This window comes from Streptomyces sp. NPDC001985, assembly GCF_040296845.1.
Taxonomy (GTDB): Bacteria; Actinomycetota; Actinomycetes; order Streptomycetales; family Streptomycetaceae; genus Streptomyces.
In genome coordinates this window covers 53,029-77,539 of the sequence record NZ_JBEOYB010000010.1, presented here as the reverse complement: position 1 = coordinate 77,539, position 24,511 = coordinate 53,029, and the positions used below count along the sequence as shown (strand labels likewise).

General features: G+C 71.9%; 25 protein-coding genes and 2 pseudogenes. 26 read left to right on the top strand and 1 reads right to left on the bottom strand.

Annotated features, from left to right (window positions below; translation table 11 throughout):
• The first annotated feature begins 151 nt into the window (after positions 1 to 151).
• From ABT122_RS06760 to ABT122_RS06680, 17 genes and pseudogenes are all read left to right on the top strand, one after another.
• Positions 152 to 745 carry a hypothetical protein gene (locus ABT122_RS06760; RefSeq protein WP_351546424.1) on the top strand — a complete coding sequence of 198 codons (594 nt, stop codon included), beginning with the start codon at positions 152 to 154 and terminating at the stop codon, positions 743 to 745.
• A gap of 206 nt (positions 746 to 951) precedes the next feature.
• Positions 952 to 1,398, top strand: a complete 447-nt coding sequence (gene rpsP / locus ABT122_RS06755) for a 30S ribosomal protein S16 (RefSeq protein ID WP_351546421.1) — start codon at positions 952 to 954, stop codon at positions 1,396 to 1,398.
• Positions 1,399 to 1,400: 2 nt separating this feature from the next.
• On the top strand, positions 1,401 to 1,640 hold the full coding sequence (locus tag ABT122_RS06750; protein ID WP_005311361.1) for an RNA-binding protein: 240 nt from the start codon (positions 1,401 to 1,403) through the stop codon (positions 1,638 to 1,640).
• Positions 1,641 to 1,757: 117 nt separating this feature from the next.
• Positions 1,758 to 2,366, top strand: a complete 609-nt coding sequence (gene rimM / locus ABT122_RS06745; protein ID WP_351546418.1) for a ribosome maturation factor RimM — start codon at positions 1,758 to 1,760, stop codon at positions 2,364 to 2,366.
• Positions 2,366 to 3,187 carry a tRNA (guanosine(37)-N1)-methyltransferase TrmD gene (gene trmD, locus ABT122_RS06740; protein WP_351546415.1) on the top strand — a complete coding sequence of 274 codons (822 nt, stop codon included), beginning with the start codon at positions 2,366 to 2,368 and terminating at the stop codon, positions 3,185 to 3,187. Before rimM ends, trmD begins: the two co-directional genes overlap by 1 nt.
• A 130-nt stretch (positions 3,188 to 3,317) precedes the next feature.
• Positions 3,318 to 3,668, top strand: coding sequence for a 50S ribosomal protein L19 (gene rplS, locus ABT122_RS06735; protein ID WP_351546412.1), 351 nt, complete (start codon positions 3,318 to 3,320; stop codon positions 3,666 to 3,668).
• 88 nt (positions 3,669 to 3,756) lie between these two features.
• Positions 3,757 to 4,596: a signal peptidase I gene (gene lepB, locus ABT122_RS06730; protein ID WP_351546409.1), complete on the top strand. Its 840-nt coding sequence runs from the start codon at positions 3,757 to 3,759 to the stop codon at positions 4,594 to 4,596.
• Positions 4,589 to 5,699, top strand: a pseudogene (lepB, locus tag ABT122_RS06725) (signal peptidase I); the annotation flags it as partial. The gene lepB (ABT122_RS06730) and the pseudogene lepB (ABT122_RS06725), both read left to right, overlap by 8 nt.
• The gene (gene lepB, locus ABT122_RS06720) at positions 5,617 to 6,546 is read left to right on the top strand and encodes a signal peptidase I (RefSeq protein WP_351546406.1); all 930 of its coding nucleotides are present in this window, start codon (positions 5,617 to 5,619) and stop codon (positions 6,544 to 6,546) included. The pseudogene lepB (ABT122_RS06725) and the gene lepB (ABT122_RS06720), both read left to right, overlap by 83 nt.
• Positions 6,547 to 6,620: 74 nt before the next feature.
• The gene (gene lepB, locus ABT122_RS06715; protein WP_351546403.1) at positions 6,621 to 7,361 is read left to right on the top strand and encodes a signal peptidase I; all 741 of its coding nucleotides are present in this window, start codon (positions 6,621 to 6,623) and stop codon (positions 7,359 to 7,361) included.
• Positions 7,351 to 7,857 carry an NUDIX hydrolase gene (locus ABT122_RS06710; protein WP_351546400.1) on the top strand — a complete coding sequence of 169 codons (507 nt, stop codon included), beginning with the start codon at positions 7,351 to 7,353 and terminating at the stop codon, positions 7,855 to 7,857. Before lepB (ABT122_RS06715) ends, ABT122_RS06710 begins: the two co-directional genes overlap by 11 nt.
• A gap of 55 nt (positions 7,858 to 7,912) precedes the next feature.
• Positions 7,913 to 8,221: a DUF2469 domain-containing protein gene (locus ABT122_RS06705; RefSeq protein ID WP_003965949.1), complete on the top strand. Its 309-nt coding sequence runs from the start codon at positions 7,913 to 7,915 to the stop codon at positions 8,219 to 8,221.
• Positions 8,222 to 8,305: 84 nt separating this feature from the next.
• A complete protein-coding gene (locus ABT122_RS06700) occupies positions 8,306 to 8,668 on the top strand; it encodes a YraN family protein (RefSeq protein ID WP_351546397.1) in 363 nt (120 codons plus the stop codon).
• Complete coding sequence (locus ABT122_RS06695; RefSeq protein WP_351546394.1) at positions 8,668 to 10,296, top strand: YifB family Mg chelatase-like AAA ATPase; 1,629 nt, start codon at positions 8,668 to 8,670, stop codon at positions 10,294 to 10,296. The genes ABT122_RS06700 and ABT122_RS06695 overlap by 1 nt, the downstream gene beginning before the upstream one ends.
• Before the next feature lie 296 nt (positions 10,297 to 10,592).
• On the top strand, positions 10,593 to 11,720 hold the full coding sequence (gene dprA, locus ABT122_RS06690; protein ID WP_451069326.1) for a DNA-processing protein DprA: 1,128 nt from the start codon (positions 10,593 to 10,595) through the stop codon (positions 11,718 to 11,720).
• Positions 11,721 to 11,972: 252 nt separating this feature from the next.
• Positions 11,973 to 12,809, top strand: a complete 837-nt coding sequence (whiG, locus tag ABT122_RS06685) for an RNA polymerase sigma factor WhiG (RefSeq protein ID WP_351546388.1) — start codon at positions 11,973 to 11,975, stop codon at positions 12,807 to 12,809.
• A 70-nt stretch (positions 12,810 to 12,879) separates the two neighbouring features.
• The gene (locus ABT122_RS06680; protein ID WP_351546538.1) at positions 12,880 to 13,437 is read left to right on the top strand and encodes a TetR/AcrR family transcriptional regulator; all 558 of its coding nucleotides are present in this window, start codon (positions 12,880 to 12,882) and stop codon (positions 13,435 to 13,437) included.
• 166 nt (positions 13,438 to 13,603) lie between these two features.
• Here ABT122_RS06680 and ABT122_RS06675 read toward each other — a convergent pair.
• Positions 13,604 to 14,086, bottom strand: a pseudogene (locus ABT122_RS06675) (M23 family metallopeptidase); the annotation flags it as partial.
• A gap of 260 nt (positions 14,087 to 14,346) precedes the next feature.
• Here ABT122_RS06675 and rpsB point away from each other — a divergent pair.
• From rpsB to ABT122_RS06630, 9 genes are all read left to right on the top strand, one after another.
• The gene (rpsB, locus tag ABT122_RS06670) at positions 14,347 to 15,285 is read left to right on the top strand and encodes a 30S ribosomal protein S2 (RefSeq protein WP_351546386.1); all 939 of its coding nucleotides are present in this window, start codon (positions 14,347 to 14,349) and stop codon (positions 15,283 to 15,285) included.
• A gap of 141 nt (positions 15,286 to 15,426) precedes the next feature.
• A complete protein-coding gene (tsf, locus tag ABT122_RS06665; protein ID WP_351546385.1) occupies positions 15,427 to 16,263 on the top strand; it encodes a translation elongation factor Ts in 837 nt (278 codons plus the stop codon).
• A 195-nt stretch (positions 16,264 to 16,458) separates the two neighbouring features.
• On the top strand, positions 16,459 to 17,256 hold the full coding sequence (gene pyrH, locus ABT122_RS06660; RefSeq protein WP_351546382.1) for a UMP kinase: 798 nt from the start codon (positions 16,459 to 16,461) through the stop codon (positions 17,254 to 17,256).
• A 172-nt stretch (positions 17,257 to 17,428) separates the two neighbouring features.
• Positions 17,429 to 17,986, top strand: a complete 558-nt coding sequence (gene frr / locus ABT122_RS06655; protein WP_351546379.1) for a ribosome recycling factor — start codon at positions 17,429 to 17,431, stop codon at positions 17,984 to 17,986.
• Positions 17,986 to 19,152: a phosphatidate cytidylyltransferase gene (locus tag ABT122_RS06650; protein ID WP_351546376.1), complete on the top strand. Its 1,167-nt coding sequence runs from the start codon at positions 17,986 to 17,988 to the stop codon at positions 19,150 to 19,152. The genes frr and ABT122_RS06650 overlap by 1 nt, the downstream gene beginning before the upstream one ends.
• A 102-nt stretch (positions 19,153 to 19,254) precedes the next feature.
• A complete protein-coding gene (gene rlmN / locus ABT122_RS06645; protein WP_351546373.1) occupies positions 19,255 to 20,361 on the top strand; it encodes a dual-specificity RNA methyltransferase RlmN in 1,107 nt (368 codons plus the stop codon).
• A 316-nt stretch (positions 20,362 to 20,677) separates the two neighbouring features.
• Positions 20,678 to 21,781 (top strand): thiamine ABC transporter substrate-binding protein, encoded by a 1,104-nt coding sequence (locus ABT122_RS06640; RefSeq protein WP_351546370.1) that lies wholly within the window; start codon positions 20,678 to 20,680, stop codon positions 21,779 to 21,781.
• Positions 21,757 to 23,484 (top strand): ABC transporter permease, encoded by a 1,728-nt coding sequence (locus ABT122_RS06635; protein WP_451069328.1) that lies wholly within the window; start codon positions 21,757 to 21,759, stop codon positions 23,482 to 23,484. The genes ABT122_RS06640 and ABT122_RS06635 overlap by 25 nt, the downstream gene beginning before the upstream one ends.
• Entirely contained in the window at positions 23,484 to 24,506 is a 1,023-nt protein-coding gene (locus ABT122_RS06630; RefSeq protein ID WP_351546364.1) for an ABC transporter ATP-binding protein, read from the top strand. The genes ABT122_RS06635 and ABT122_RS06630 overlap by 1 nt, the downstream gene beginning before the upstream one ends.
• Positions 24,507 to 24,511 lie beyond the last annotated feature (5 nt).

The window sequence follows — 24,511 nt, the reverse complement described above, 5'->3', positions numbered from 1 at the left end:
ACGTACCACCTTGGTGTGAGCTGTGAGACTTCTCCGCAGATCCTCGTACCCGCCCTCCTCGTTGCGCATCAATGCCAACTGACGGGTACGTGCAAATTATTTGGGATGCCCCGGAATGGAACCCGGGGCCGGTTCGGCTCGTTATCACGACGTGAGCACGACACCACCTGTTCTCGCCGCAGAGCTGGCACAGGCGTGGGCCGATATTCAGCGGCACCACCCCGAGCTGCCAGATCTAGCCGCCCCCGAGTCCCTGATCGGAGAGTCGTCGTCCGCCTGCGGCGCCGAGCTCTCCTTCGAGCGACTGCTCCACGAAGCAGTCCACGGCATCGCCGCCGCGCGAGGTGTCCGCGACACCTCACGCGCCGGCCGTTACCACAACCGCAGATTCCTGGCGATCGCCGAGGAGATGGGTCTCGACCACGCCGAGGAGCCGCACCCCAGCAGCGGCTTCTCGCTGGTCGTGCTCAGCCCCGAGGCCAAGCGCCGCTACCGCCCCACGATCGAGCGGCTCCAGCGCGCCCTCAAGGCGCACACGGTCGCCACGGCCTCCGACACCAAGCGCTCCTTCCGCGGACCTGCCGCCCGGCACGGCTCCTCGGGCGGCGGTGTGCGGGTCAAGGCCGTCTGCGACTGCGGCCGCAATGTGCGGGTCGTCCCATCGGTCCTCGCCCAGGCCCCCATCGTGTGCGGTGGCTGCGGCAAGCCGTTCCGTATCCCCGAGCCGGTCGCCGCGGCGAGCTGACCCCCGGGCCGGCCGCCTGACGGGGGCGGCGCAGGACCGGGGGAGAGCACGTCATCGGCGTGTGGCACAATGGACAGCTGTACTCGACGGCCGCATAGGACCCCTCTCTCCTCCGGCTGACGCGTCCATCGGGCACCCCGAGTACCGCAACCCCACGTGGCATCCCGTTGTGCCCAACCACGTCAAGACCAGGAGACACCACTTCCGTGGCAGTCAAGATCAAGCTGAAGCGTCTGGGCAAGATCCGTTCGCCTCACTACCGCATCGTCGTCGCCGACTCCCGTACCCGCCGTGACGGCCGGGCCATCGAGGAGATCGGCCTGTACCACCCGGTGCAGAACCCCTCCCGCATCGAGGTCGACTCGGAGCGGGCGCAGTACTGGCTGTCCGTCGGCGCCCAGCCGACCGAGCCGGTTCTCGCGATCCTGAAGCTCACCGGCGACTGGCAGAAGCACAAGGGCCTCCCGGCCCCGGCGCCGCTGCTCGTGGCCGAGCCCAAGGCCGACAAGCGCGCCGCGTTCGACGAGTTCGCCAAGGCCCTTGAGGGCGGCGAGCCGAAGGGTGAGGCCATCACCCCGAAGGCGAAGAAGGCCGACAAGAAGGCGGACGACGCGGCTGAGGCTGCTGCGTCCACCGAGTCGACCGAGGCCTGAGCATGCTCGAGGAGGCTCTCGAGCACCTCGTGAAGGGCATCGTCGACAACCCGGACGATGTGCAGGTCGCCTCGCGCAACCTGCGTCGCGGACGCGTGCTGGAGGTTCGGGTCCACCCCGATGACCTCGGCAAGGTGATCGGCCGCAATGGCCGTACCGCCCGCGCTCTGCGCACCGTCGTGGGCGCCATCGGCGGCCGTGGTATCCGTGTCGACCTCGTCGATGTGGATCAGGTCCGCTGAACAGTTGAACACCGGCTCGGGCCGGGGAGGGCCATCCGGCCGTCCCCGGCCCGTAGTCGTCCCGGCGGACCGTCGTGACAGGAGCCGTCCGAGCCGTATGACAGGAGAGAGTGCGAAGTGCAGTTGGTAGTCGCCCGGATCGGCCGTGCCCATGGCATCAAGGGCGAGGTCACCGTCGAGGTCCGCACCGACGAGCCGGAGCAGCGGCTCGCGCCCGGGGCCGTGCTGGCCACCGAACCGGCCGGCACGGGCCCCCTGACGATCGAGACCGGCCGGGTGCACAGCGGCAGGCTGCTGCTGCGCTTCGCGGGCGTACGGGACCGCAATGCCGCCGAGGCGCTGCGCAACACCCTGCTGATCGCCGATGTGGACCCCGACGAGGTCCCCGAGGACCCCGAGGAGTTCTACGACCACCAGCTCATCGACCTCGATGTGGTCACCGCGGACGGGACCGAGGTCGGCCGGATCACCGAGATCAGCCATCTGCCCTCGCAGGATCTGTTCATCGTGGAGCGGCCGGACGGCAGCGAGGTGCTGATCCCCTTCGTGGAGGAGATCGTCACCGGCATCGATCTGGACGAGCAGCGGGCCGTGATCGACCCGCCGCCCGGTCTCATCGACGACCGGGCCGAGATCGCCTCCGCGCGCGACGCCGGGGACCCCGGTGCCGCCCCCGGGGCGTCCTCGGACGCGGCACCGGGCCGGGACGCCGAGGGCGGCCTCTGATGCGGCTGGATGTCGTCACGATCTTCCCCGAGTACCTGGAACCGCTGAATGTCTCGCTCGTCGGCAAGGCCCGCGCGAGCGGCCGGCTCGACGTCCGGGTGCACGATCTGCGCGACTGGACCCACGACCGGCACAACACCGTGGACGACACCCCCTACGGCGGGGGCCCGGGCATGGTGATGAAGACCGGCCCCTGGGGCGAGGCCCTGGACGACGCCCTCGCGGACGGGTACGAGGCCGGCGCCGGCGGCCCGGTCCTGGTCGTGCCCACCCCCAGTGGCCGGCCCTTCACCCAGGAGCTGGCCGTGGAGCTGGCGGAGCGGCCCTGGCTGCTCTTCGCCCCCGCCCGCTACGAGGGCATCGACCGCCGCGTCATGGACGAGTACGCCACCCGGATGCCGGTGTACGAGGTCTCCATCGGGGACTACGTACTGGCCGGCGGCGAGGCCGCGGTGCTGGTGATCACGGAGGCGGTGGCCCGGCTGCTGCCCGGTGTCCTCGGCAACGCCGAGTCCCACCGGGACGACTCCTTCGCCCCCGGGGCCATGGCCGATCTGCTGGAGGGCCCCGTCTACACCAAGCCGCCGTCCTGGCGCGGGCGGACCATCCCCGATGTGCTCGTCAGCGGGCACCACGGGAAGATCGCCCGCTGGCGCCGCGACGAGGCGTTCCGCCGGACCGCGCTCCACCGGCCCGATCTGATCGAGCGCTGCGACCCGGCCGCCCTCGACAAGAAGGACCGCGAGATCCTCTCGATCCTGGGCTGGGCCCCGGAGCCCGGTGGCCGATTTTGGCGCAGACCCCGGGCCGTGGAAGAATAGGCCGCTGCCGTGCGTCCGGCGTGCGCCCCTGCCACAGGGGGACACGACGCCCGCTCCGACGCGACGGCCCCCTGAATCTCATCATCTCTCCCGCTGATGACCTGTGGCATCGCGAAGAAAGCAGACGAATATGTCGCACGTGCTCGACGCCGTCAACACCGCATCGCTGCGGTCCGACGTCCCCGCGTTCCGTCCCGGTGACACCGTGAACGTCCACGTTCGCGTCATCGAGGGCAACCGCTCCCGTATCCAGCAGTTCAAGGGTGTTGTCATCCGCCGCCAGGGCGCGGGCGTCAGCGAGACCTTCACGGTCCGCAAGGTGTCCTTCTCCGTCGGTGTCGAGCGGACCTTCCCGGTGCACAGCCCGATCTTCGAGAAGATCGAGCTGGTCAGCCGTGGCGCCGTCCGCCGTGCCAAGCTCTACTACCTCCGTGAGCTGCGCGGCAAGGCCGCGAAGATCAAGGAGAAGCGCGACAACTGAGCCCCGGCTCACAGCGCGCGGAGTGGTGTGGGCCCCGGCTCACACCACCTCCGGGTCCGGGGCGCGGCCGGATAGGCTTCGCCCCTGTATGGACACCGCAGCGAAGAACACAGAGCGCGACCCCTCCTCGGCCCCCGGCAGTGGGGACGAGGGCGAGCGGTCGCGCTCTGTGCGTTCACGGCTGCTCCCGGGCCGGGGCGGGCCGTCGCGCGGCTCCTGGCGCAGGGTGCTGCTCCAGGCCGTCGCCGTCACCGCCGGAGTCCTGCTCTTCAGCCGGTTCGTGGTGCAGCCCTTCCAGATCCCCAGCTCCTCCATGGAGCCCACGATCCGGGTCGGCGACCGGGTGCTGGTGAACAAGCTCGCGTACCGCTTCGGCACGGCCCCCGAGCGCGGGGACCTGATCGTCTTCGACGGCCGGGGCTCCTTCGTCCGGGGCCCGGTGGAGGAGAACCCGGTGGGTGCCGCGGCCCAGGGGGTGCTGGCGGCCCTCGGTCTCGCCGAGCCCGCCGAGACCGACTTCGTCAAGCGCGTGGTGGGCGTGGGCGGCGACCGGGTCGTCTGCTGCGACAGCGCGGGCCGGCTCCAGGTGAACGGCACCTCGCTCGACGAGGGGTATCTGCACCCCGGGGACGCCCCGTCCGAGGTCGCCTTCGACATCGTCGTCCCCGGGGAGCGGCTCTGGGTCCTCGGGGACCACCGCGGCAACTCCCGGGACTCCCGCGACCACCTGGGGTCCCCCGGCGGCGGGATGGTGCCCGTGGAGAGGGTCGTCGGGCGGGCGGAGTGGATCGGCTGGCCGATGGGGCGCTGGGCCTCCCTGGACCGTACCGACGCCTTCGCGCGCGTCCCGGACGCGCCCTCCGGGGGACACCCGGGGGCCGCCGGACGCACCGGTGCCCCGCCGGGTCCCGGTGGGGGCCATGGGTAGCCGGGGGCGCCCCGGGAGCCACCGGGCCGGCCCCCGGCCGCCGGCCCGCACCGGCTCCGCCGACGGCACGCCGGGCGCGTGCGCCACGGACGCCATGGACGGCTCCAGGCCCCTGCCCGGCCGGGCCGAGCGCCGCAGACTCGCCCGGAAGGTGTCCCGCAGGCGCCGCCGGTCGGCCGTGCGGGAGATCCCGCTGCTCATCGGGGCGGCGCTGGTGATCGCGCTGGTGCTGAAGACCTTCCTGGTCCAGGCATTCGTCATCCCCTCGGGCTCGATGGAGCCCACGATCCGGATCGACGACCGGGTGCTGGTGGACAAGCTCACCCCCTGGTTCGGCTCGGAGCCCGAGCGCGGTGACGTGGTGGTCTTCAAGGACCCCGGGGGGTGGCTCCAGGCGGAGGACAGCGCTCCCGAGCGCGCGGACCCAGTGGTTCTGGCCCAGCTCAGGCAGGGGCTGACCCAGATCGGCCTGCTGCCGTCCGACGACCGGCAGGACCTGATCAAGCGGGTGATCGCGGTCGGCGGCGACACCGTGAGGTGCTGCGCGGAGGACGGCCGGGTCACCGTCAACGGAGTGCCGCTGACCGAGCCGTATCTGAAGCCGGGGAACGACCCGTCGTCGCTGACGTTCGAGGTCGAGGTCCCCGAGGGGCGGCTCTTCGTGATGGGGGACCACCGGTCCAATTCGGCCGACTCCCGGTTCCACCTCGACGGGAAGCACCGGGGCACGGTCTCCGAGGACGAGGTGGTGGGCCGGGCCTTCGTCATCGCCTGGCCGATCGGCCACTGGAGCGGGCTGGGGGCGTCCGAGACCTTCGCATCCGTCCCGGAAGCGGGGGCCGCGACGGCCGCCGCGCCGAGCGGAACGGAGCGGGTGTCGAATAGTGTGTCTTCCGAGGATCGAAACGGAATGGTCCTGCTCCCGATCCCTGCGGAACTCCCGCTCGTTATGGGAGTAGTGGGCCTGCTTCTCATTCGGGGCAGGCGGTTCGCACGGAGTGAGGAGTGGATGTGGGGGACGTGGCGGTCGGCGCACGGTCCGGACACGAACAGCCGGAGGACAGGCCGGGGGAGCCCGCGCAGTCACCGGCGCCCGTGGCGGGCGACGATCCGTCGGGGCCGCCCCCGGCAGACGGCGGCCCGGACGACGACGGCCCCGGCGGCGGCCGTCGCGGACGGCCGGCCCAGCGGTCGTTCTGGAAGGAACTGCCGCTGCTGATCGGTATCGCGCTGGTGCTGGCGCTGCTGATCAAGACATTCCTGGTGCAGGCGTTCTCGATTCCCTCGGACTCGATGCAGAACACCCTGCAGCGCGGTGACCGGGTGCTGGTGGACAAGCTCACCCCGTGGTTCGGCTCCGAGCCGGAGCGCGGCGAGGTCGTGGTCTTCCACGACCCGGGCGGCTGGCTCGATGGCGAGCCCACCCCCGATCCCAACGCCCTCCAGAAGTTTCTGAGCTTCATCGGTCTGATGCCGTCGGCCGAGGAGAAGGACCTGATCAAGCGGACGATCGCGGTCGGGGGCGACACCGTGGAGTGCCGCAAGGGCGGCCCGGTCAAGGTCAACGGCAAGGCGCTGGACGAGTCGTACATCTTCCCCGGCGACACCCCCTGCGACGACCAGCCCTTCGGCCCGTTCAAGGTGCCGGACGACCGGATCTGGGTCATGGGCGACCACCGGCAGAACTCCCGGGACTCCCGCTACCACATGGAGGATGTGAACGACGGCTTCGTGCCGGTCGACGAGGTCGTCGGGCGCGCCTTCGTGGTGGCCTGGCCGATCGACCGCTGGTCGACGCTCCCGGTCCCCTCCACCTTCGACCAGCCCGGGCTCAACGCGGCGGCGTCCGTCGCCGTCTCGTCCGCCCCGCTGGCGATGGGCACCCTGGGCGCGCTGCCGCTCGTGCTCTGGCGCCGGAAGAGGCTGACCGCCGGGGATACCGCCCGGTAGGGTGCCGTCCCAGAGCGCGGATCGCCGGGGCCGCCGCCGCGGGGCCGCGTCTGCGAGGGTGGGGAGCGCGCGCGATGGGTTCGGAACGCGAGGACGGCGGCCGCGGCCGGCTCGGCAGTACGCTGTCGGGTCTGGCCGTGGCCGCCGGTTCTGTGCTCTTCCTCGGTGGCTTCGTCTGGGGCGCGGTGGTCTACCAGCCGTACACGGTGCCGACCGATTCCATGACGCCGACCGTGGCGGCGGGCGACCGGGTGCTGGCCCAGCGGATCGACGGCGACCGGGTGCGCCGCGGCGATGTGGTGGTCTTCCGGGACGCCTCCTGGGGCGGCAGCCCGATGGTGAAGCGCGTGGTCGGGATCGGCGGTGACGAGGTCGCCTGCTGCGGCGACGACGGCAGGCTGACCGTCAACGGCCGGGCCGTCGAGGAGCCGTACCGCGCCGGGTCCGGGCCCGCCTCCCCGGACGGATTCACCGCCGAGGTCCCGGACGGGCATCTCTTTCTGCTCGGCGACGAACGGATGGGGTCGCTGGACTCCCGCACCCGTCTGGCGGACCCCGGGCAGGGGTCCGTGCCCAGGTCGGCGGTGACCGGACGGCTCGACGCCGTGGCCTGGCCGCTCGGCAGAGGAGTGATCGAACGGCCGGAGGGCTTCGCGGAACTGCCCGGCGGGATCTCCGAACCCGGGCCGGTGCGGCTGGTCCTCTCCTCGGTGATCGCGGGAGCGGTGCTGATCGTCGGCGGAGCGCTGTACGGGCCGGTCGCGCGGCGGGCTGCCCGCGGGCGGGCCGGGAGGGCGGCGGCCGGTGTCCGGTGAGCCGGCCTTCGACGGCGCGCTGCGCCGGGTCGCGCGGGTCGTGCTGCTCGATCCGCGGGACCGCGTTCTGCTGATGCACGGTTTCGAGCCGGGCGACCCCTCCGACAACTGGTGGTTCACCCCCGGGGGCGGTGTGGAGGGCACCGAGACCCGCGAGGAGGCCGCGCTGCGGGAGCTGGCCGAGGAGACCGGGATCACCGAGGTGGACCTCGGACCGGTGCTGTGGCTGCGTACCTGCTCCTTTCCCTTCGACGGACGCCGCTGGAATCAGGACGAGTGGTACTTCCTCGGACGTACGGCGCAGACTGTTACCGCCCCGGGCGGTCTGACGGAGCTGGAGCGGCGCAGCGTCACGGGGCTGAGGTGGTGGACTTCCGCCGAACTGTCGTCAGCGCGTGAGACGGTGTACCCGACCAAGCTCGCCGGGCTGCTGCGCACGCTGCTCGACGAGGGCCCTCCGAGCACGCCTGTCGTCCTCGCTCCGGAAATCGTCTAGGGGCGGGAGCGCCGGGCGCATCATTGGGGGACGCACGGCTGAAGGGGAACATGCCATGAGCGCCGAGGACCTCGAGAAGTACGAGACCGAGATGGAGCTGAAGCTCTACCGGGAGTATCGAGATGTCGTCGGGCTGTTCAAATACGTGATCGAGACCGAGCGCCGCTTCTATCTCACCAATGACTACGAAATGCAGGTCCACTCGGTACAGGGTGAGGTCTTCTTCGAGGTCTCGATGGCGGACGCATGGGTCTGGGACATGTACCGGCCGGCCAGATTCGTCAAGCAGGTACGGGTGCTCACCTTCAAGGATGTGAACATCGAGGAGCTGAACAAGAGCGATCTCGAACTTCCGGGTGGCTGAGTTGTCCACAGGCGCCGGGTTGTCCACCAAGATCCACGGCTGAGACTCCCGCGCGGCACAGTCGGTCCCGGAGGTGGTGCCGGGATGAACGCGACGGGGGCACTGGGGCGGTACGGCGAGGAGTTGGCGGCGCGGCTGCTGACCGAGGCCGGGATGACGGTTCTCGCGAGGAACTGGCGGTGCGGGCGGGCGGGTGAGATCGACATCGTCGCCCGGGACGGCGACACGGTGGTGGTCTGCGAGGTCAAGACCCGCAGACCGGGTCCCTTCGGGCAGCCGATGGCGGCGGTCACCCCCGCCAAGGCCGAGCGGCTGAGACGGCTCGCCGCCTGCTGGCTGGAGCGTCACGGCGATCCGCCGCCCGCCGGGGTCCGGATCGACCTCGTCGGCGTGGTGCTGCCCCGGCGCGGTGCCGCGCGCCTGGAGCACGCCCGGGGGGTGGCGTGATGGGGTTCGCGCGTACGTGCTCGGTGGCGCTGGTGGGCGTCGAGGGCGTGGTGGTGGAGGTCCAGGCCGATCTGGAGCGCGGGGTGGCCGCGTTCGCGCTCATCGGACTGCCGGACAAGAGCCTGGTGGAGAGCCGTGACCGCGTCAGAGCGGCGGTCGTCAACTCCGGGGCGGAGTGGCCCCAGCGGAAGCTCACCGTGGGACTCAGCCCCGCGTCCGTGCCCAAGAGCGGCAGCGGCTTCGATCTCGCGGTGGCCAGCGCGGTCCTCGCCGCCTCCGAACGCCTCGATCCCGCGGCGATCGCCGATCTGGTGCTGATCGGGGAGCTGGGACTCGACGGCCGGGTGCGGCCGGTGCGCGGGGTGCTGCCCGCCGTGCTCGCGGCGGCCGAGGCGGGGTACCGCCAGGTCGTCGTGCCCGAACAGACGGCGGGGGAGGCCGCGCTGGTGCCCGGGATCTCGGTGCTGGGGGTGCGGAGCCTGCGGCAGCTCATCGCGGTCCTCTCCGACGAGCCGGTCCCGCAGGAGGAACCGGTGCCCGAGGGCAGCCCGGACCCCATGCTCGCGGGGCTGCTGGTCCCGGGCGCGGGGGTCGGCACCGGCCTTGCGGCCACCCCGGCCGACGGTCCCGACCTCGCCGATGTCGCGGGTCAGCACATGGCCCGCAGGGCCCTGGAGGTCGCGGCGGCCGGCGGCCACCATCTGATGCTCCACGGGCCGCCGGGAGCCGGCAAGACCATGCTGGCCGAGCGGCTGCCCGGGGTGCTGCCGGCGCTCACCCGGCAGGAGTCGCTGGAGGTCACCGCCGTCCACTCGGTGGCGGGCATCCTGCCGCCCGGTGAGCCCCTGGTCCGCACCCCGCCGTACTGCGCCCCGCACCACTCGGCCACCATGCCCTCCCTGGTCGGCGGGGGAAACGGTCTGCCGAGGCCCGGAGCGGTCTCGCTGGCCCATCGCGGGGTGCTCTTTCTGGACGAGAGCCCCGAGTTCACGAGCAAGGCGCTGGACGCCCTGCGGCAGCCGCTGGAGGCCGGGCATGTGGTGGTGGCCCGCAGCGGGGGAGTGGTGCGGCTGCCGGCGCGCTTTCTGCTGGTGCTGGCCGCCAATCCCTGCCCCTGCGGGAGGCATGGGCTGCGGACCGGGGGCTGTGAGTGCCCGCCGTCGGTGATCCGCCGATATCAGGCGCGGCTCTCCGGGCCCCTGCTCGACCGGGTCGATCTGCGGGTGCGGGTGGAGCCCGTCGACCGCGCCGATCTGCTGGGCCGGGGCTCCGGGAGCGGCCGGGGCGAGCCGACGGCGGCGGTCGCCGATCGGGTCCGCGCCGCGCGGGAGCGCGCCGCCGCCCGGCTGCGCGGCACGCCCTGGACCGTCAACAGCGAGGTCCCCGGGCATGAGCTGCGCACCCGCTGGTCCGTGGCTCCCGGGGCGCTCGCCGCCGCCGAGCGGGACATGGAGCGCGGGCTGCTCACCGCGCGCGGTCTCGACCGGGTCCTCCGGGTGGCCTGGAGCCTCGCGGATCTCTCGGGCCGCGACCGCCCGGCGGCGGCCGATGTCGGCCTGGCGCTCGAACTGCGCACCGGGGTCGCCCGCGGGGCGCCGCTGCCGGCGCCCGAGAGGAAGGGCCCATGAGGGGCCCGGGCCCCGGCGGGCCCGGCACCCCGGTCACGCCCCCGGAGCCCGCCGGGGGCCGGGCTGAGCCCGGCGGCCGGGGCGGGGCCGAGAACCGGGGCGGGGCCGGGGTGCGAAGTGGAGCCGAGGGCCAGGGTGTGCCTGGCGGCCGGGTTGGGGCCGAGAACCGGGGCGGGGCCGCCGCTCCGGCACGCTCCGGCCCCGGGGCCCGGCAGCCGGGCCGGGCCGTGCCTCCGCGGCGTGATGCGGTCCCGGAGGGCGGGCCGGGAGCAGGGGACGGGGAGCGGCTCGCCCGGGTGGTGCTGACGCGGGTGATCGAACCGGGGGACGAACGCGGCGGGCGGTGGCTGCGCGCGTTCGGGGCCCGGGGGCTCCTGGACCGGCTCTCCGCCCCCGGTTCCGCGGCCGACCTGCTCCCCGGCGCCACCGAGCGCCGGCTCGCGGGCTACCGCGCCAGGGCCGCCGCCGCCGACCCCCACCGGGACCTGGCGGCCATCGCCGCCGCCGGAGGCCGCTTCATCTGCCCGGGTGATCCCGAGTGGCCCAGTCAACTCGACGACCTGGGGGACGGCCGCCCCATCGGGCTGTGGACCCGGGGCCGGTTCGGGCTGCGGACCTGGGCGGTGCGGTCCGTCGCCGTCGTCGGCGCCCGCGCCTGCACCCCCTACGGCGCTCACATGGCGGCCACCCTCGGCGCGGGGCTCGCCGAGCGCGGCTGGGTGGTGGTGTCGGGAGCCGCGTTCGGGATCGACGCCGCCGCGCACCGGGGCGCGCTCTCGGCCGGCGGCGCCACCGTCGCCGTGCTCGCCTGCGGGGTCGATGTCGTCTATCCCCGGGGCCACGCCGAGTTGATCGCCCGGATCGCCGAACAAGGGCTGATCGTCGGTGAATTGCCCCCGGGCGACCACCCCACGCCCAGCAGATTCGTGCTCCGCAACCGGGTGATCGCGGCCCTCACCCGGGGCACGGTCGTCGTGGAGGCCGAGTACCGCAGCGGCTCCCTGGTCACCGCGCGCCACGCGCGGCGGCTCTCCCGCCACACCATGGGCGTCCCCGGCCCGGCCACCAGCGGTCTCTCGGCCGGAGTGCACGAACTGCTGCGCGGTGAGGCGGTACTGGTCACCGACGCGGACGAAGTCGTGGAACTGATCGGGGAGATGGGTGAGCTGGCCCCGCGCCGAAGGGGACCGGTGCTCCCCCGGGATCTGCTGGACCCGCGCACCGCCCGGGTCCTGGAGGCGCTCCCCGCGCGAGGCGCCGTCGACGGCACACACCTCGCCCGCGCCGCGGGAACGACCACCGACGACGCGCTCGGCAGGCTCTACGAGCTGCACGCGCTGGGCTTCGTCGAACGGCAGGGCGACAGTTGGCGGTTGACCCTTCAAGCGCTTCACCGTTCGAACGCCCGGCGAGGCGGGTCTTGACCTGGAGCATTCGGGTGAAAAGGTATGGAGACCGCCCCGGCGCGACAGCATCGGCGACGCCCCGGGGCCGGAGCGCGGCCGGGCCGGTCCGGCCGTGGGCGCCGACGCGCGCCGGTGCCCTGGAGAGGGGGTTTCCTCCACTCTTCGCCCACAGCGACCACATAGTCACGCTACGCTCACACTCCCCGGCCCAGCAGCACGTCCGCTCACCCTCCCCGAGTCCCCTCACGGCAGAACGGCTCAAGGCAACGCATGCCCCAGCACACCTCCGGGTCTGACCGCGCGGCGGTGCCCCCCGCTGCCCGTGGCACCGTGCGTCCCCCCGCCCCCACGTCGGTCGAGGAGTTGTGGCGGTCGTACAAGGCCACCGGGGACGAGCGGCTGCGGGAGCAGCTGATCCTCCACTACTCACCCCTGGTGAAGTACGTGGCCGGCCGGGTGAGCGTCGGCCTGCCGTCCAATGTCGAGCAGGCCGACTTCGTCTCCTCCGGGGTCTTCGGACTCATCGACGCCATCGAGAAGTTCGACATCGAGCGCTCCATCAAGTTCGAGACCTACGCCATCACCCGCATCCGCGGGGCGATGATCGACGAACTGCGCGCCCTCGACTGGATTCCCCGCTCCGTCCGGCAGAAGGCGCGGGCCGTGGAGCGCGCCTACGCCACGCTGGAGGCCCAGCTCAGACGCACCCCGTCGGAGAGCGAGGTCGCCGGTGAGATGGGTATCGCGGTGGAGGAACTCCACGCCGTCTTCAGCCAGTTGTCCCTGGCCAATGTGGTCGCGCTGGAGGAGCTGCTCCATGTGGGGGGCGAGGGCGGCGACCGGCTCAGCCTGATGGACACCCTGGAGGACACCGCGGCCGACAACCCGGTCGAGGTGGCCGAGGACCGCGAGCTGCGCCGGCTGCTCGCCCGCGCCATCAACACCCTCCCCGACCGGGAGAAGACCGTGGTCACCCTCTACTACTACGAGGGCCTCACCCTCGCGGAGATCGGCAATGTGCTCGGCGTCACCGAGAGCAGGGTGAGTCAGATCCACACAAAGTCCGTCCTCCAGCTCCGGGCGAAGCTGGCCGACGTGGGCCGCTGAGACGGAAGGATGGCCGGGTCTTGCGCGGCATCCGTAAAGTGGAGACGTGCCCAGGATTCGAGCGGCCTCCGTGGCCGAGCACCGGACCATGCAGCGCGACGCCCTGCTCGACGCCGCGCGCTCCCTGCTGTCCGAGGGGGGTACGGAGGCCCTGACCTTCCCCGCCCTCGCCGAGCGCACGGGTCTCGCCAGGTCGTCCGTGTACGAGTACTTCCGCTCCCGGGCGGCGGTGGTCGAGGAGCTCTGCGCCGTCGACTTCCCCGTCTGGGCGGCGGAGGTCGAGGCCGCGATGGAGCGCGCCGGCACCGCCGACGGCAAGATCGAGGCCTATGTGCGGAGCCAGCTCGACCTCGTCGGGGACCGGCGGCACCGCGCGGTGGTCGCCATCTCCGCGAGTGAGCTGGACGCGGGCGCGCGGGAGAAGATCCGCGCCGCGCACGGCGGGCTGATCGCGATGATCGTCGAGGCCCTGGCCGACCTGGGGCACGAACAGCCCCGGCTGGCGGCGATGCTGCTCCAGGGCGTGGTGGACGCGGCTGTCCGGCGGATCGAGCTGGGTGCCGCAGAGGAGCCCGGGACCATCGCGGACGCCGCCGTCTCCATGGCGCTCCGGGGTGTCCTCGCCTGACCCCCGCCCTCCGGGCCCGGCGGTCGCCGGCCAGGGGCGCGGTGCCCGTCACCGGCAGCAGCCTGGACGGGGGGCGGCGCAGCAGTTCCGGCGGCAGCAGCGAGAGCGGGTCCAGATACTCCCGTCCGCGCAGGAGGCCCCAGTGCAGACAGCCCGTGACACAGTGCGACGGGCCCGGCGGGACCCGGCCCACCTTCTCGCCCGCCGCCACCTCCGTGCCCACCGCCGGCACCGCGGTGACCGGCTCAAGGGTGATCCGCAGCGGCCCGCCCCGCCCACCCGCGCCGGACGCGCCACCGAGCGTGATGGTCAGCACACCGCGCCCCGCCACCCGGCCCGCGAAGGCGATCCGCCCCGCCGCCGCGGCCCGCACCACCGTGCCGGGCGGGGCCGCCAGATCCACGCCCCGGTGCCCGGGCCCGTACGGGGACGAGGGCGGTTCCCAGCCACGTACCACCCGTGGGCGCGGCGGGCCCACCGGCCAGCTCCGGGGCGATTCACCCCGGCCAACGCCGACCTCGCGGGCCGCGGCGGTGGTCACCCCGCCGGGGCCCTCCACCGGCGGTGGCTGTCCGGAAACCGCCGGCACCACCCCCGCCAGGGCGAGCAGCGACAGCAGCGCCGGGAGAAGGGAGAGTCCGTTTCTCATGGCACAGACCGTCCCGCGACCGGCCCCACGCGGGCGGATCATGGACCCGATCTGTGCAGAACCGGCAGGTTGTGGACAGTGCCGTCACCCGGCACCGCGCCCGTCCCGTACACTTCTTCTGGCGATCCGGGTCACCGGGTCGACTTCGCACGCCCCGCCACCACTCAGCCTCTCCAGGCCGGTGGCCGCGCTCCTCGGTCCTCTGTGGCACGGCGCGTCGGGGCGTCAGGACATAACCGAGAATCCAAGGAGATACGGCCATGGCCGTCGTCACGATGCGGGAGCTGCTGGAAAGCGGCGTCCACTTCGGTCACCAGACCCGTCGCTGGAACCCGAAGATGAAGCGCTTCATCTTCACCGAGCGCAACGGCATCTACATCATCGACCTGCTCCAGTCGCTGTCGTACATCGACCGCGCCTACGAGTTCGTCAAGGAGACCGTCGCCCACGGCGGCTCGATCATGTTCGTCGGCACCAAGAAGCAGGCCCAGGAGGCGATCGCCGAGCAGGCGACCCGCGTGGGCATGCCGTACGTCAACCAGCGCTGGCTGGGTGGCATGCTGACCAACTTCTCCACCGTCTACAAGCGTCTGCAGCGCCTCAAGGAGCTTGAGCAGATCGACTTCGAGGATGTGGCCGCGTCCGGCCTCACCAAGAAGGAGCTGCTGGTCCTCTCCCGCGAGAAGGCCAAGCTGGAGAAGACCCTCGGCGGTATCCGCGAGATGCAGAAGGTGCCCAGCGCCGTCTGGATCGTGGACACCAAGAAGGAGCACATCGCCGTCGGTGAGGCGCGCAAGCTCCACATCCCGGTCGTCGCGATCCTCGACACCAACTGCGACCCCGACGAGGTCGACTACAAGATCCCGGGCAACGACGACGCGATCCGCTCCGTCACCCTGCTCACCCGCGTGATCGCCGACGCCGTCGCCGAGGGCCTCATCGCCCGTTCCGGCGTCGCCACCGGTGACTCCAAGCCGGGCGAGAAGGCCGCCGGCGAGCCCCTCGCCGAGTGGGAGCGCGACCTGCTCGAGGGTGAGAAGAAGGCGGACGAGTCCGCTGACGAGAAGCCCGCCGACGCTGCCGAGGCCCCGGCCGCCGAGGCCCCCGAGGCCGACGCCGCCGAGGCTCCGGCCGCCGCCGAGGCCCCCGCGGCCGAGGCCGAGGCCGAGAAGCCCGCCGCGGACGCCGAGCAGGCCTGACCGCGTCGCACAGCTTCGGTAGGTGAACGGCGGGGGACGGTGGCGACACCGGCCCCCGCCGCTCACCCGTAGATCGCCGTCAGACCCTCCGAACTGCGGCTGATCTTCGAATTTCGACTTTTCGAGAAGAGACTCAAGGACATGGCGAACTACACCGCCGCTGACGTCAAGAAGCTCCGCGAGCTGACCGGCGCCGGCATGATGGACTGCAAGAAGGCGCTGGTCGAGGCCGACGGCGACGTCGACAAGGCCGTTGAGGTGCTCCGCGTCAAGGGCCAGAAGGGCGTGGCCAAGCGCGAGAGCCGCAGTGCCGAGAACGGCGCCGTCGTCTCCCTCATCTCCGAGGACAAGACCTCCGGCGTGCTGCTGGAGCTGAAGTGCGAGACCGACTTCGTCGCCAAGGGTGACAAGTTCCAGGCCGTCGCCAACACGCTCGCCCAGCACGTCGCCGCGACCTCCCCGGCCGACCTCGACGCGCTGCTCGCGTCCGAGATCGAGGCCGGCAAGACGGTCCAGGCGTACGTCGACGAGGCCAACGCCAACCTGGGCGAGAAGATCGTCCTGGAGCGCTTCGCCCAGTTCTCCGGTGGATACGTCGGTGTGTACATGCACCGCACCATGCCCGACCTCCCGCCGCAGGTCGGCGTCCTGGTCGAGCTGGACAAGGAGAACGCCGAGATCGCCAAGGACGTCGCGCAGCACATCGCCGCCTTCGCCCCGAAGTACCTCACCCGTGACGAGGTCCCGGCCGACGTCGTCGAGAACGAGCGTCGCGTCGCCGAGGCCACCTCGCGCGAGGAGGGCAAGCCCGAGGCCGCCCTCCCGAAGATCGTCGAGGGTCGCGTCAACGGCTTCTTCAAGGAGGTCACCCTCCTTGACCAGCCGTTCGCGAAGGACAACAAGAAGTCCGTCAAGAAGGTTCTTGACGAGGCCGGTGTCACGCTGACGCGCTTCGCGCGCATCCGCGTCGGCGCCTGAGCGAGAGTTACGGCGAGTACGCGATCGGCCCGGGGGCCCGCTAGGGTTTCCCACGCTGTCAACGGCCGCGGGTGTCATGCGGCACCGCGGCGTTGAAGCGCCGGACGACCGCAGTTCTGACGAGGAGGCCATTGCCGACAGGGACATCAGTACCCACGGCGATGGCCTTCTTCGTATGTGCACGAGGAGATCTCCATGAACAAGGGCGCGGACGCCAACCAGGCTGCCGGCGACAACAGCGACCACGACGGGAAGCATGACGTGAAGAAGGGCGCCGGCCGCTTCATGCTGAAGCTGTCGGGTGAGGCGTTCTCCGGCGGCGGGGGACTCGGCGTCGACCCCGATGTGGTGCACGCCATCGCCCGCGAGATCGCCGCGGTCGTCCGCGACGGTGCGCAGATCGCGATCGTCATCGGGGGCGGCAACTTCTTCCGCGGCGCCGAGCTTCAGGTGCGCGGAATGGACCGGGCCCGCTCCGACTACATGGGCATGCTCGGCACCGTGATGAACTGCCTCGCGCTCCAGGACTTCCTGGAGAAGGAGGGCATCGACTCCCGGGTCCAGACCGCCATCACCATGGGCCAGGTCGCGGAGCCGTACATTCCGCTGCGGGCCGTGCGCCATCTGGAGAAGGGCCGGGTCGTCATCTTCGGCGCCGGCATGGGCATGCCCTACTTCTCCACCGACACCACAGCCGCCCAGCGCGCGCTGGAGATCGACGCCGAGGCCCTGCTCATGGGCAAGAACGGTGTCGACGGGGTCTACGACTCCGACCCGAAGGCCAACCCGGACGCGGTGAAGTTCGACGCGCTGGAGTACGCGGAGGTGATCACCCGGGACCTCCGGGTCGCCGACGCCACCGCGATCACCCTCTGCCGCGACAACGCCCTGCCGATCCTGGTCTTCGAACTTCTCACCGAGGGCAATATCGCGCGGGCCGTCAAGGGTGAGAAGATCGGCACGCTGGTGAGCGACCAGGGCACCCGGGCCTGACTTCCCGGGACTCCAGGGACGGGCCGGTAGGGCCGTCCGGGGAATGGACAAAGTCCTGCCGGTCGGACACCGTGCAGGAAAGACGCGACACAGTTCCGCCGGCCCAGACAGTTTTCCCGTGGCCTCTGGTACGGGGGGACCACAGCCTACTCAAGACACGCAGGAGCAAGTGGTGATCGAAGAGACCCTCCTCGAGGCCGAGGAGAAGATGGAGAAGGCCGTCGTCGTCGCCAAGGAGGACTTCGCCGCGATCCGCACCGGACGTGCGCACCCGGCGATGTTCAACAAGATCGTGGCGGACTACTACGGTGCGCTGACCCCGATCAACCAGCTGGCCTCGTTCTCGGTGCCGGAGCCGCGGATGGCCGTGGTGACCCCGTTCGACAAGACCGCGCTGCGCAACATCGAGCAGGCGATCCGCGACTCCGACCTCGGTGTCAACCCGAGCAACGACGGCAACATCATCCGAGTGACGTTCCCCGAGCTGACCGAGGAGCGCCGCCGCGACTACATCAAGGTCGCCAAGAGCAAGGCCGAGGACTCCAAGATCTCGATCCGCTCGGTGCGCCGCAAGGCCAAGGAGTCCATCGACAAGCTCGTCAAGGACGGCGAGGTCGGCGAGGACGAGGGCCGCCGTGCGGAGAAGGAGCTCGACGACACCACCGCGAAGTACGTCGCGCAGGTGGACGAGCTGCTGAAGCACAAGGAAGCCGAGCTGCTCGAAGTCTGATGAACGACTCTTCCTGGGGGGCCCCGCCGAGGGCCGACTATGTCGGGGGCCTGCGACCGTCCGACCAGGGTCCCGCCTCGGCGGGTCCCGCCTACGATGGGCATGAGGCACAGCAGACTCGGCCCATGCCCATCGTGCCGGACTTTCCCGACGCAGGTAGAGACGCCGACGACAGTGATGGCCGCGACAGCCGCAACGCTCGCGACCGGGGGGCCGCTCGGCGAAGCGGACCCCCGTTCCCCGACCCGTCTCCGCAGGAGCCCATGGACCAGCCGCCCGAGCCGCAGCGCCGGCGGGCTAGGGGCCCGGCCGGCCGCGCCGGACGGTCCCAGCGGACCGTCCGGGAGCGGAAGAGCGCGGGCCGGGACCTCCGGGCGGCCATAGGGGTCGGAGTCGGGCTCTGCGCCGTCATCGTGACCTCGCTCTTCACCGTGAAGTCGATCTTCGTCGGGGTGGTCGTGGTCGCCGTGGTCGTCGGCCTGTGGGAGCTGACCTCCCGGCTGGCGGAGCGCAAGCAGATCAAGGCGCCGCTGGTGCCGCTCGCCCTCGGCGGCGCGGCGATGGTCGTGGCCGGGTACGTCAGGGGCGCGGAGGGCGCCTGGGTCGCCATGGCGCTCACCGCCCTCGCCGTCCTGGTGTGGCGGATGACCGAGCCGCCCGAGGACTATCTGCGGGATGTCACCGCCGGGGTCTTCGCCGCGTTCTACGTGCCGTTCCTGGCGACCTTCGTGGCCCTGATGCTCAAGGCCGACGACGGCTCGGAGCGGGTGCTCACCTTCCTGGTGCTGACCGTGGTCAGCGACACCGGGGCGTACGCGGTGGGCTGGCGCTTCGGCAAGCACCGGCTCGCTCCGCGCATCAGCCCCGGCAAGACCCGCGAGGGCCTGCTCGGAGCGGTGGTGTTCGCGATGGCGGCGGGCGCGCTGTGCATGGAGTTCCTGATCGACGGCGGAGCCTGGTGGCAGGGGCTGCTGCTGGGGCTCGCGGTCGCGGCCAGCGCCACCCTCGGCGACCTGGGCGAGTCGATGATCAAGCGCGATCTCGGCATCAAGGACATGGGGACGCTGCTCCCGGGCCACGGCGGCATCATGGACCGGCTGGATTCGCTGCTGCCGACGGCACCGGTGGTCTGGCTGCTGCTGGTGATCTTTGTGGGTAGCGGCTGACCTGCGCTTTTCCATGGTGAATCAGGCTGAATCAGGGCTGAGGGGCTCGTTGTCCACAGGGTGGCGAGCCCCTTGTCGTATCTCTGCGACACTGGAGAGACCATGCCCAAGCCCGGAGAATTGACCTTTGTCGCGCCCCGCGGAGCCAAGAAGCCCCCGCGGCACCTCGCCGACCTCACGCCCGCCGAGCGCAAGGACGCCGTCGCCGCGATCGGCGAGAAGCCGTTCCGCGCCAAGCAGCTCTCACAGCACTACTTCGCGCGGTACGCCCACGACCCGGCCCAGTGGACCGACATCCCGGCCGCCGCGCGGGAGAAGCTGGCCTCGGAGCTGCTTCCCGATCTGATGTCCGTCGTCCGCCATATCTCCTGCGACGACGACACCACCCGCAAGACCCTGTGGCGCCTGCACGACGGCACCCTCGTCGAGTCGGTGCTGATGCGCTACCCGGACCGGGTCACCATGTGCATCTCGTCCCAGGCCGGCTGCGGGATGAACTGCCCCTTCTGCGCCACCGGACAGGCGGGCCTGGACCGCAATCTGTCCACCGCCGAGATCGTCCACCAGATCGTCGACGGCATGCGCGCGCTCCGCGACGGCGAGGTCCCCGGGGGACCGGCCCGGCTGTCGAACATCGTCTTCATGGGGATGGGCGAGCCGCTGGCCAACTACAAGCGGGTCGTGGGCGCCATCCGCCGCCTCACCGACCCGGAGCCCGACGGGCTCGGCATCACCCAGCGCGGCATCACCGTCTCCACCGTCGGCCTGGTGCCCGCGATGCTGCGGTTCGCGGACGAGGGCTTCAAGTGCCGGCTCGCCGTCTCGCTCCACGCGCCCGACGACGAGCTGCGCGACACCCTCGTCCCGGTCAACACGCGCTGGAAGGTCCGCGAGGTTCTGGACGCCGCCTGGGAGTACGCGGAGAAGTCCGGCCGCCGGGTCTCCATCGAGTACGCCCTGATCCGCGACATCAACGACCAGGCGTGGCGCGGCGACCTCCTCGGCCGTCTCCTCAAGGGCCGGCGGGTCCATGTGAACCTGATCCCGCTCAACCCGACGCCGGGGTCCAAGTGGACCGCGTCCCGGCCGGAGGACGAGAAGGCGTTCGTCGAGGCCATCGCCGCCCACGGGGTGCCGGTGACCGTGCGGGACACCCGGGGCCAGGAGATCGACGGCGCGTGCGGCCAGCTCGCCGCCGCCGAGCGCTGAGGCACCGGCCGCTGAGCCCGGGCTCAGCCCGGCCACGGCGGCCGGTGCCCCCGCTGACAGGGCCCTGCCACCGCGGATCGCGGACCTTGTACTCTGGGCTCCAACATCCGCAGGGATGACATCTGCATATTTCCGACAGGGGAGCGCCACAGCGCTGAGAGTGCGGTACCCATCAGACCGCAGACCCTCTGAACCTCGCCCGGGTCATTCCGGGTAGGAAGTTCGGTCGTTACTCAAGCTGTTGCGCCCTGCCCGGATTCTCCGAGAGATCCGGGCAGGGCCGCGTCTCTTCCTGGTCACTCCAGGAGGAATCTCAGTGAGAACCAAGAAGATCACCGTCACCGCGCTCGCCGCCGCGCTGGGCGTCACCGCGCTCGCGGCCTGCGGCGGCGGCTCCTCGTCCGGCGGCTCCGGGGACTCCGGGGAATCCGGCTCCACCTCCAAGACCGTCACCCTCGTCAGCCATGAGTCGTTCGCCGCCTCGCCCGCCGTGCTGAAGCAGTTCACCAAGGAGACCGGCTACCGGGTCAAGGTGCTCAAGAGCGGGGACGCCGGCTCCGCGCTGAACAAGGAGATCCTCACCAAGGGCGCTCCCCAGGGCGATGTGTTCTTCGGCGTCGACAACACCCTCCTCTCGCGCGCGCTCGACAACGGGCTCTTCACCCCGTACGAGGCCAAGGGCCTCGACCGGGTCGAGAGCGCGGTGCGGCTCGACCGCGAGAAGCACCGGGTGACCCCCGTCGACACCGGCGACATCTGCGTCAACTACGACAAGAAGTACTTCACCGACAAGAAGCTGGCGCCCCCGGAGAGCTTCGACGACCTGATCAAGCCCGAGTACCGCGATCTGCTGGTGGTGGAGAACGCGGCCACCTCCTCCCCGGGCCTCGGCTTCGTCCTCGGCACGGTCGCCCGCTACGGCGACGACGGCTGGCAGGACTACTGGAAGAAGCTCAAGGACAACGGCGTCAAGGTCGTCGACGGCTGGGACCAGGCCTACAACGAGGAGTTCTCCGGCTCCGCCGGCGGCCGGAAGGCCAAGGCCGACCGGCCGCTGGTCGTCTCCTACGCCTCCAGCCCGCCCGTCGAGGTCCTCTACTCCAAGCCCCAGCCGTCCGAGGCCCCCACCGGCGTCGCCACCGGCACCTGCTTCCGCCAGATCGAGTTCGCCGGGCTGCTCAAGGGCGCGAAGAACGAGGCGGGCGGCAAGGCGCTGCTGGACTTCCTGATCTCCCGCGACTTCCAGGAGGACATGCCGCTGAACATGTTCGTCAATCCGGTGATCAAGGACGCGAAGCTGCCCGAGCTGTTCACCGAGTTCGGCGCGGTGGTCGACAAGCCGGAGACCCTCGCCCCCCAGAAGATCGCCGACAACCGGGAGCAGTGGGTCCAGTCGTGGTCCTCGCTCGTCGTGAAGTAGCGGCACCAGCCCCCGGGGCCCCGGCCGGGCGGACCCCGGCCGGGGCGGGCGGGGCCAGGGGCGTCGCGTCGCGGCTCGCTCTGATGGCCGTGCCCGTCGCGTTCCTCGCCGTCTTCTTCGCCTACCCCGTCGCCGCCATCGTCGGCCGGGGTCTGCGGCTGGGCGGAGTGTGGCAGTTCGGGCAGATCGGCGAGGTGCTCGGCCGGGCCGATCTCCAGCGGGTGCTCTGGTTCACCACCTGGCAGGCCCTGGCCTCCACCGCGCTCACCCTGCTGATCGCCCTTCCCGGCGCGTATGTCCTCGCCCGCTACGACTTCCCCGGCAAACGGCTGCTGCGGGCCGCCGTCACCGTGCCGTTCGTGCTGCCGACCGTCGTCGTCGGCAGCGCCTTCCTCGCCCTCCTCGGGCGCGGCGGAGTCCTGGACGAGCTGTGGGGCATCCGGCTCGACACCAGCGTCTGGGCCATCCTGCTGGCCCATGTCTTCTTCAACTACGCCGTCGTCGTCCGGACCGTGGGCGGGCTCTGGGCCCAGCTGGACCCGCGCCAGGAGGAGGCCGCCCGGGTGCTGGGCGCGGGCAGGTTCACGGCCTGGCGGCGGGTGACACTCCCGGCGCTGGCCCCGGCGATCGCCGCCGCCGCGCTGATGGTCTTCCTCTTCACCTTCACCTCCTTCGGCGTCGTCCAGATCCTCGGCGGACCGGCCTTCGCCACCCTGGAGGTGGAGATCTACCGGCAGACCGCCCAGCTCCTGGATCTGCGCACGGCCGCCGTGCTCACCCTGGTCCAGTTCGCCGCGGTCGGCGCCGTGCTCGCCGTGCACGCCCGGACCGTCCGGCGCCGGGAGACCGCGCTGAAGCTGGTGGACCCCGCGCGGACCGCGCGCCGTCCGCGCGGCGCGGCGCAGTGGGCCCTGTTCGGCGGGGTGCTCACCACCATCGCGGCTCTGCTGCTCACCCCGCTCGTGGTGCTGATCGAGCGCTCCTTCGACACCCCCGGGGGCTACGGCCTGGACTACTACCGGGCCCTCGGCACCCTCGACGAGCGCGGCGCGGTCTTCCTCGTACCGCCGATCGACGCGCTGTGGAACTCCCTCCAGTACGCCCTGGCGGCCACCGCCATCGCCGTGACCGTCGGCGGCCTCGCCGCCGCCGCCCTCACCCGGCGGGCCGGACGGCTGGTGCGGGGCTTCGACGCGCTGCTGATGCTGCCGCTCGGGGTGTCGGCGGTGACGGTCGGCTTCGGATTCCTGATCACGCTCGACGAGCCGCCGCTCGATCTGCGGACCTCCTGGATTCTGGTGCCGCTCGCGCAGGCCCTGGTCGGGGTCCCCTTTGTCGTACGGACCATGCTGCCCGTGCTGCGCGCGGTGGACGGGCGGCTGCGGGAGGCCGCCGCGGTGCTGGGCGCCTCCCCGCTGCGGGTGTGGCGCGAGGTCGACTTCCCGCTGGTCCGCAGGGCCCTGCTGATCGCCGCCGGGTTCGCCTTCGCGGTCTCGCTCGGTGAGTTCGGGGCGACCGTCTTCATCGCCCGCCCCGACCACCCCACCCTCCCGGTGGCGGTGGCCCGGCTGCTGGGACGGCCCGGGGAGCTGAACTACGGGCAGGCGATGGCCCTGAGCACGATTCTGATGGTGGTGTGCGCGGTGGCGCTGCTGGTACTGGAGAGGACCCGGGTCCGTGGTTCCACTGCTGGGGAGTTCTGATGGCGTTGCTGGAGCTTGACGGGGTGACCGTGCGCTTCGGGGCGCGGCAGGCGCTCGACTCGGTCGGTCTGAGGGTCGCCGAGCACGAGGTCGTCTGTGTGCTCGGGCCGAGCGGCAGCGGGAAGTCCACCCTGCTCAGGGCGGTGGCCGGACTCCAGGGCACGGACGCGGGCCGGGTGCTGCTGGACGGCGCCGACCAGTCGGGTGTGCCGGTGCACCGGCGCGGGCTCGGGCTGATGTTCCAGGACCATCAGCTCTTCCCGCAGCACGATGTCGGCGGCAATGTCGCCTTCGGGCTGCGGATGCGCGGGGCCGGGCGGGCCGAGCGGGAGCGCCGGGTCACGGAGCTGCTGGAGCTGGTGGGGCTGCCCGGAGCAGGCCGCCGCTCCATCGCCGCGCTCTCCGGCGGGGAGCAGCAGCGGGTGGCGCTGGCGCGTGCGCTGGCCCCCGAGCCCCGGCTGCTGATGCTGGACGAGCCGCTCGGCCAGCTCGACCGGGGACTGCGGGAGCGGCTGGTGATCGAGCTGCGCGAGCTGTTCGGCCGGCTGGGCACCACGGTGCTCGCCGTCACCCACGACCAGGGCGAGGCCTTCGCGCTCGCCGACCGGGTCGTGGTGATGCGGGACGGCGCCATCGCCCAGGCGGGCACCCCGCTGGAGGTCTGGCGGCGGCCCGCCGACGAGTTCGTGGCCCGCTTCCTGGGCTTCGACAATGTGGTGCCGGCGACGGTCGCCGGGGGTTCGGCGGAGACGGTGTGGGGCCGGCTCCCGGTGCCGGAGGGCTCCCCGGAGGGGGAGCGCACGGTTCTGGTGCGCCCCGGAGGCGTCCGGGTCACCGCTCCCGGGGAGGGGCTGCGCTGTATCGCCGAGTCGGGCACGTTCCGGGGCCACCATGTGGCGATGCGGCTGCGGCCCGCCGCCGGCCCTCCCCTGGAGGCGGAGGTTCCGCTGCGTGATGTCCCGGCGGAGGGGGCCGAGGTCGGGGTGGTCTTCGCGGCCGACGAGGTCGTGGTGCTGGGCTGACCGGA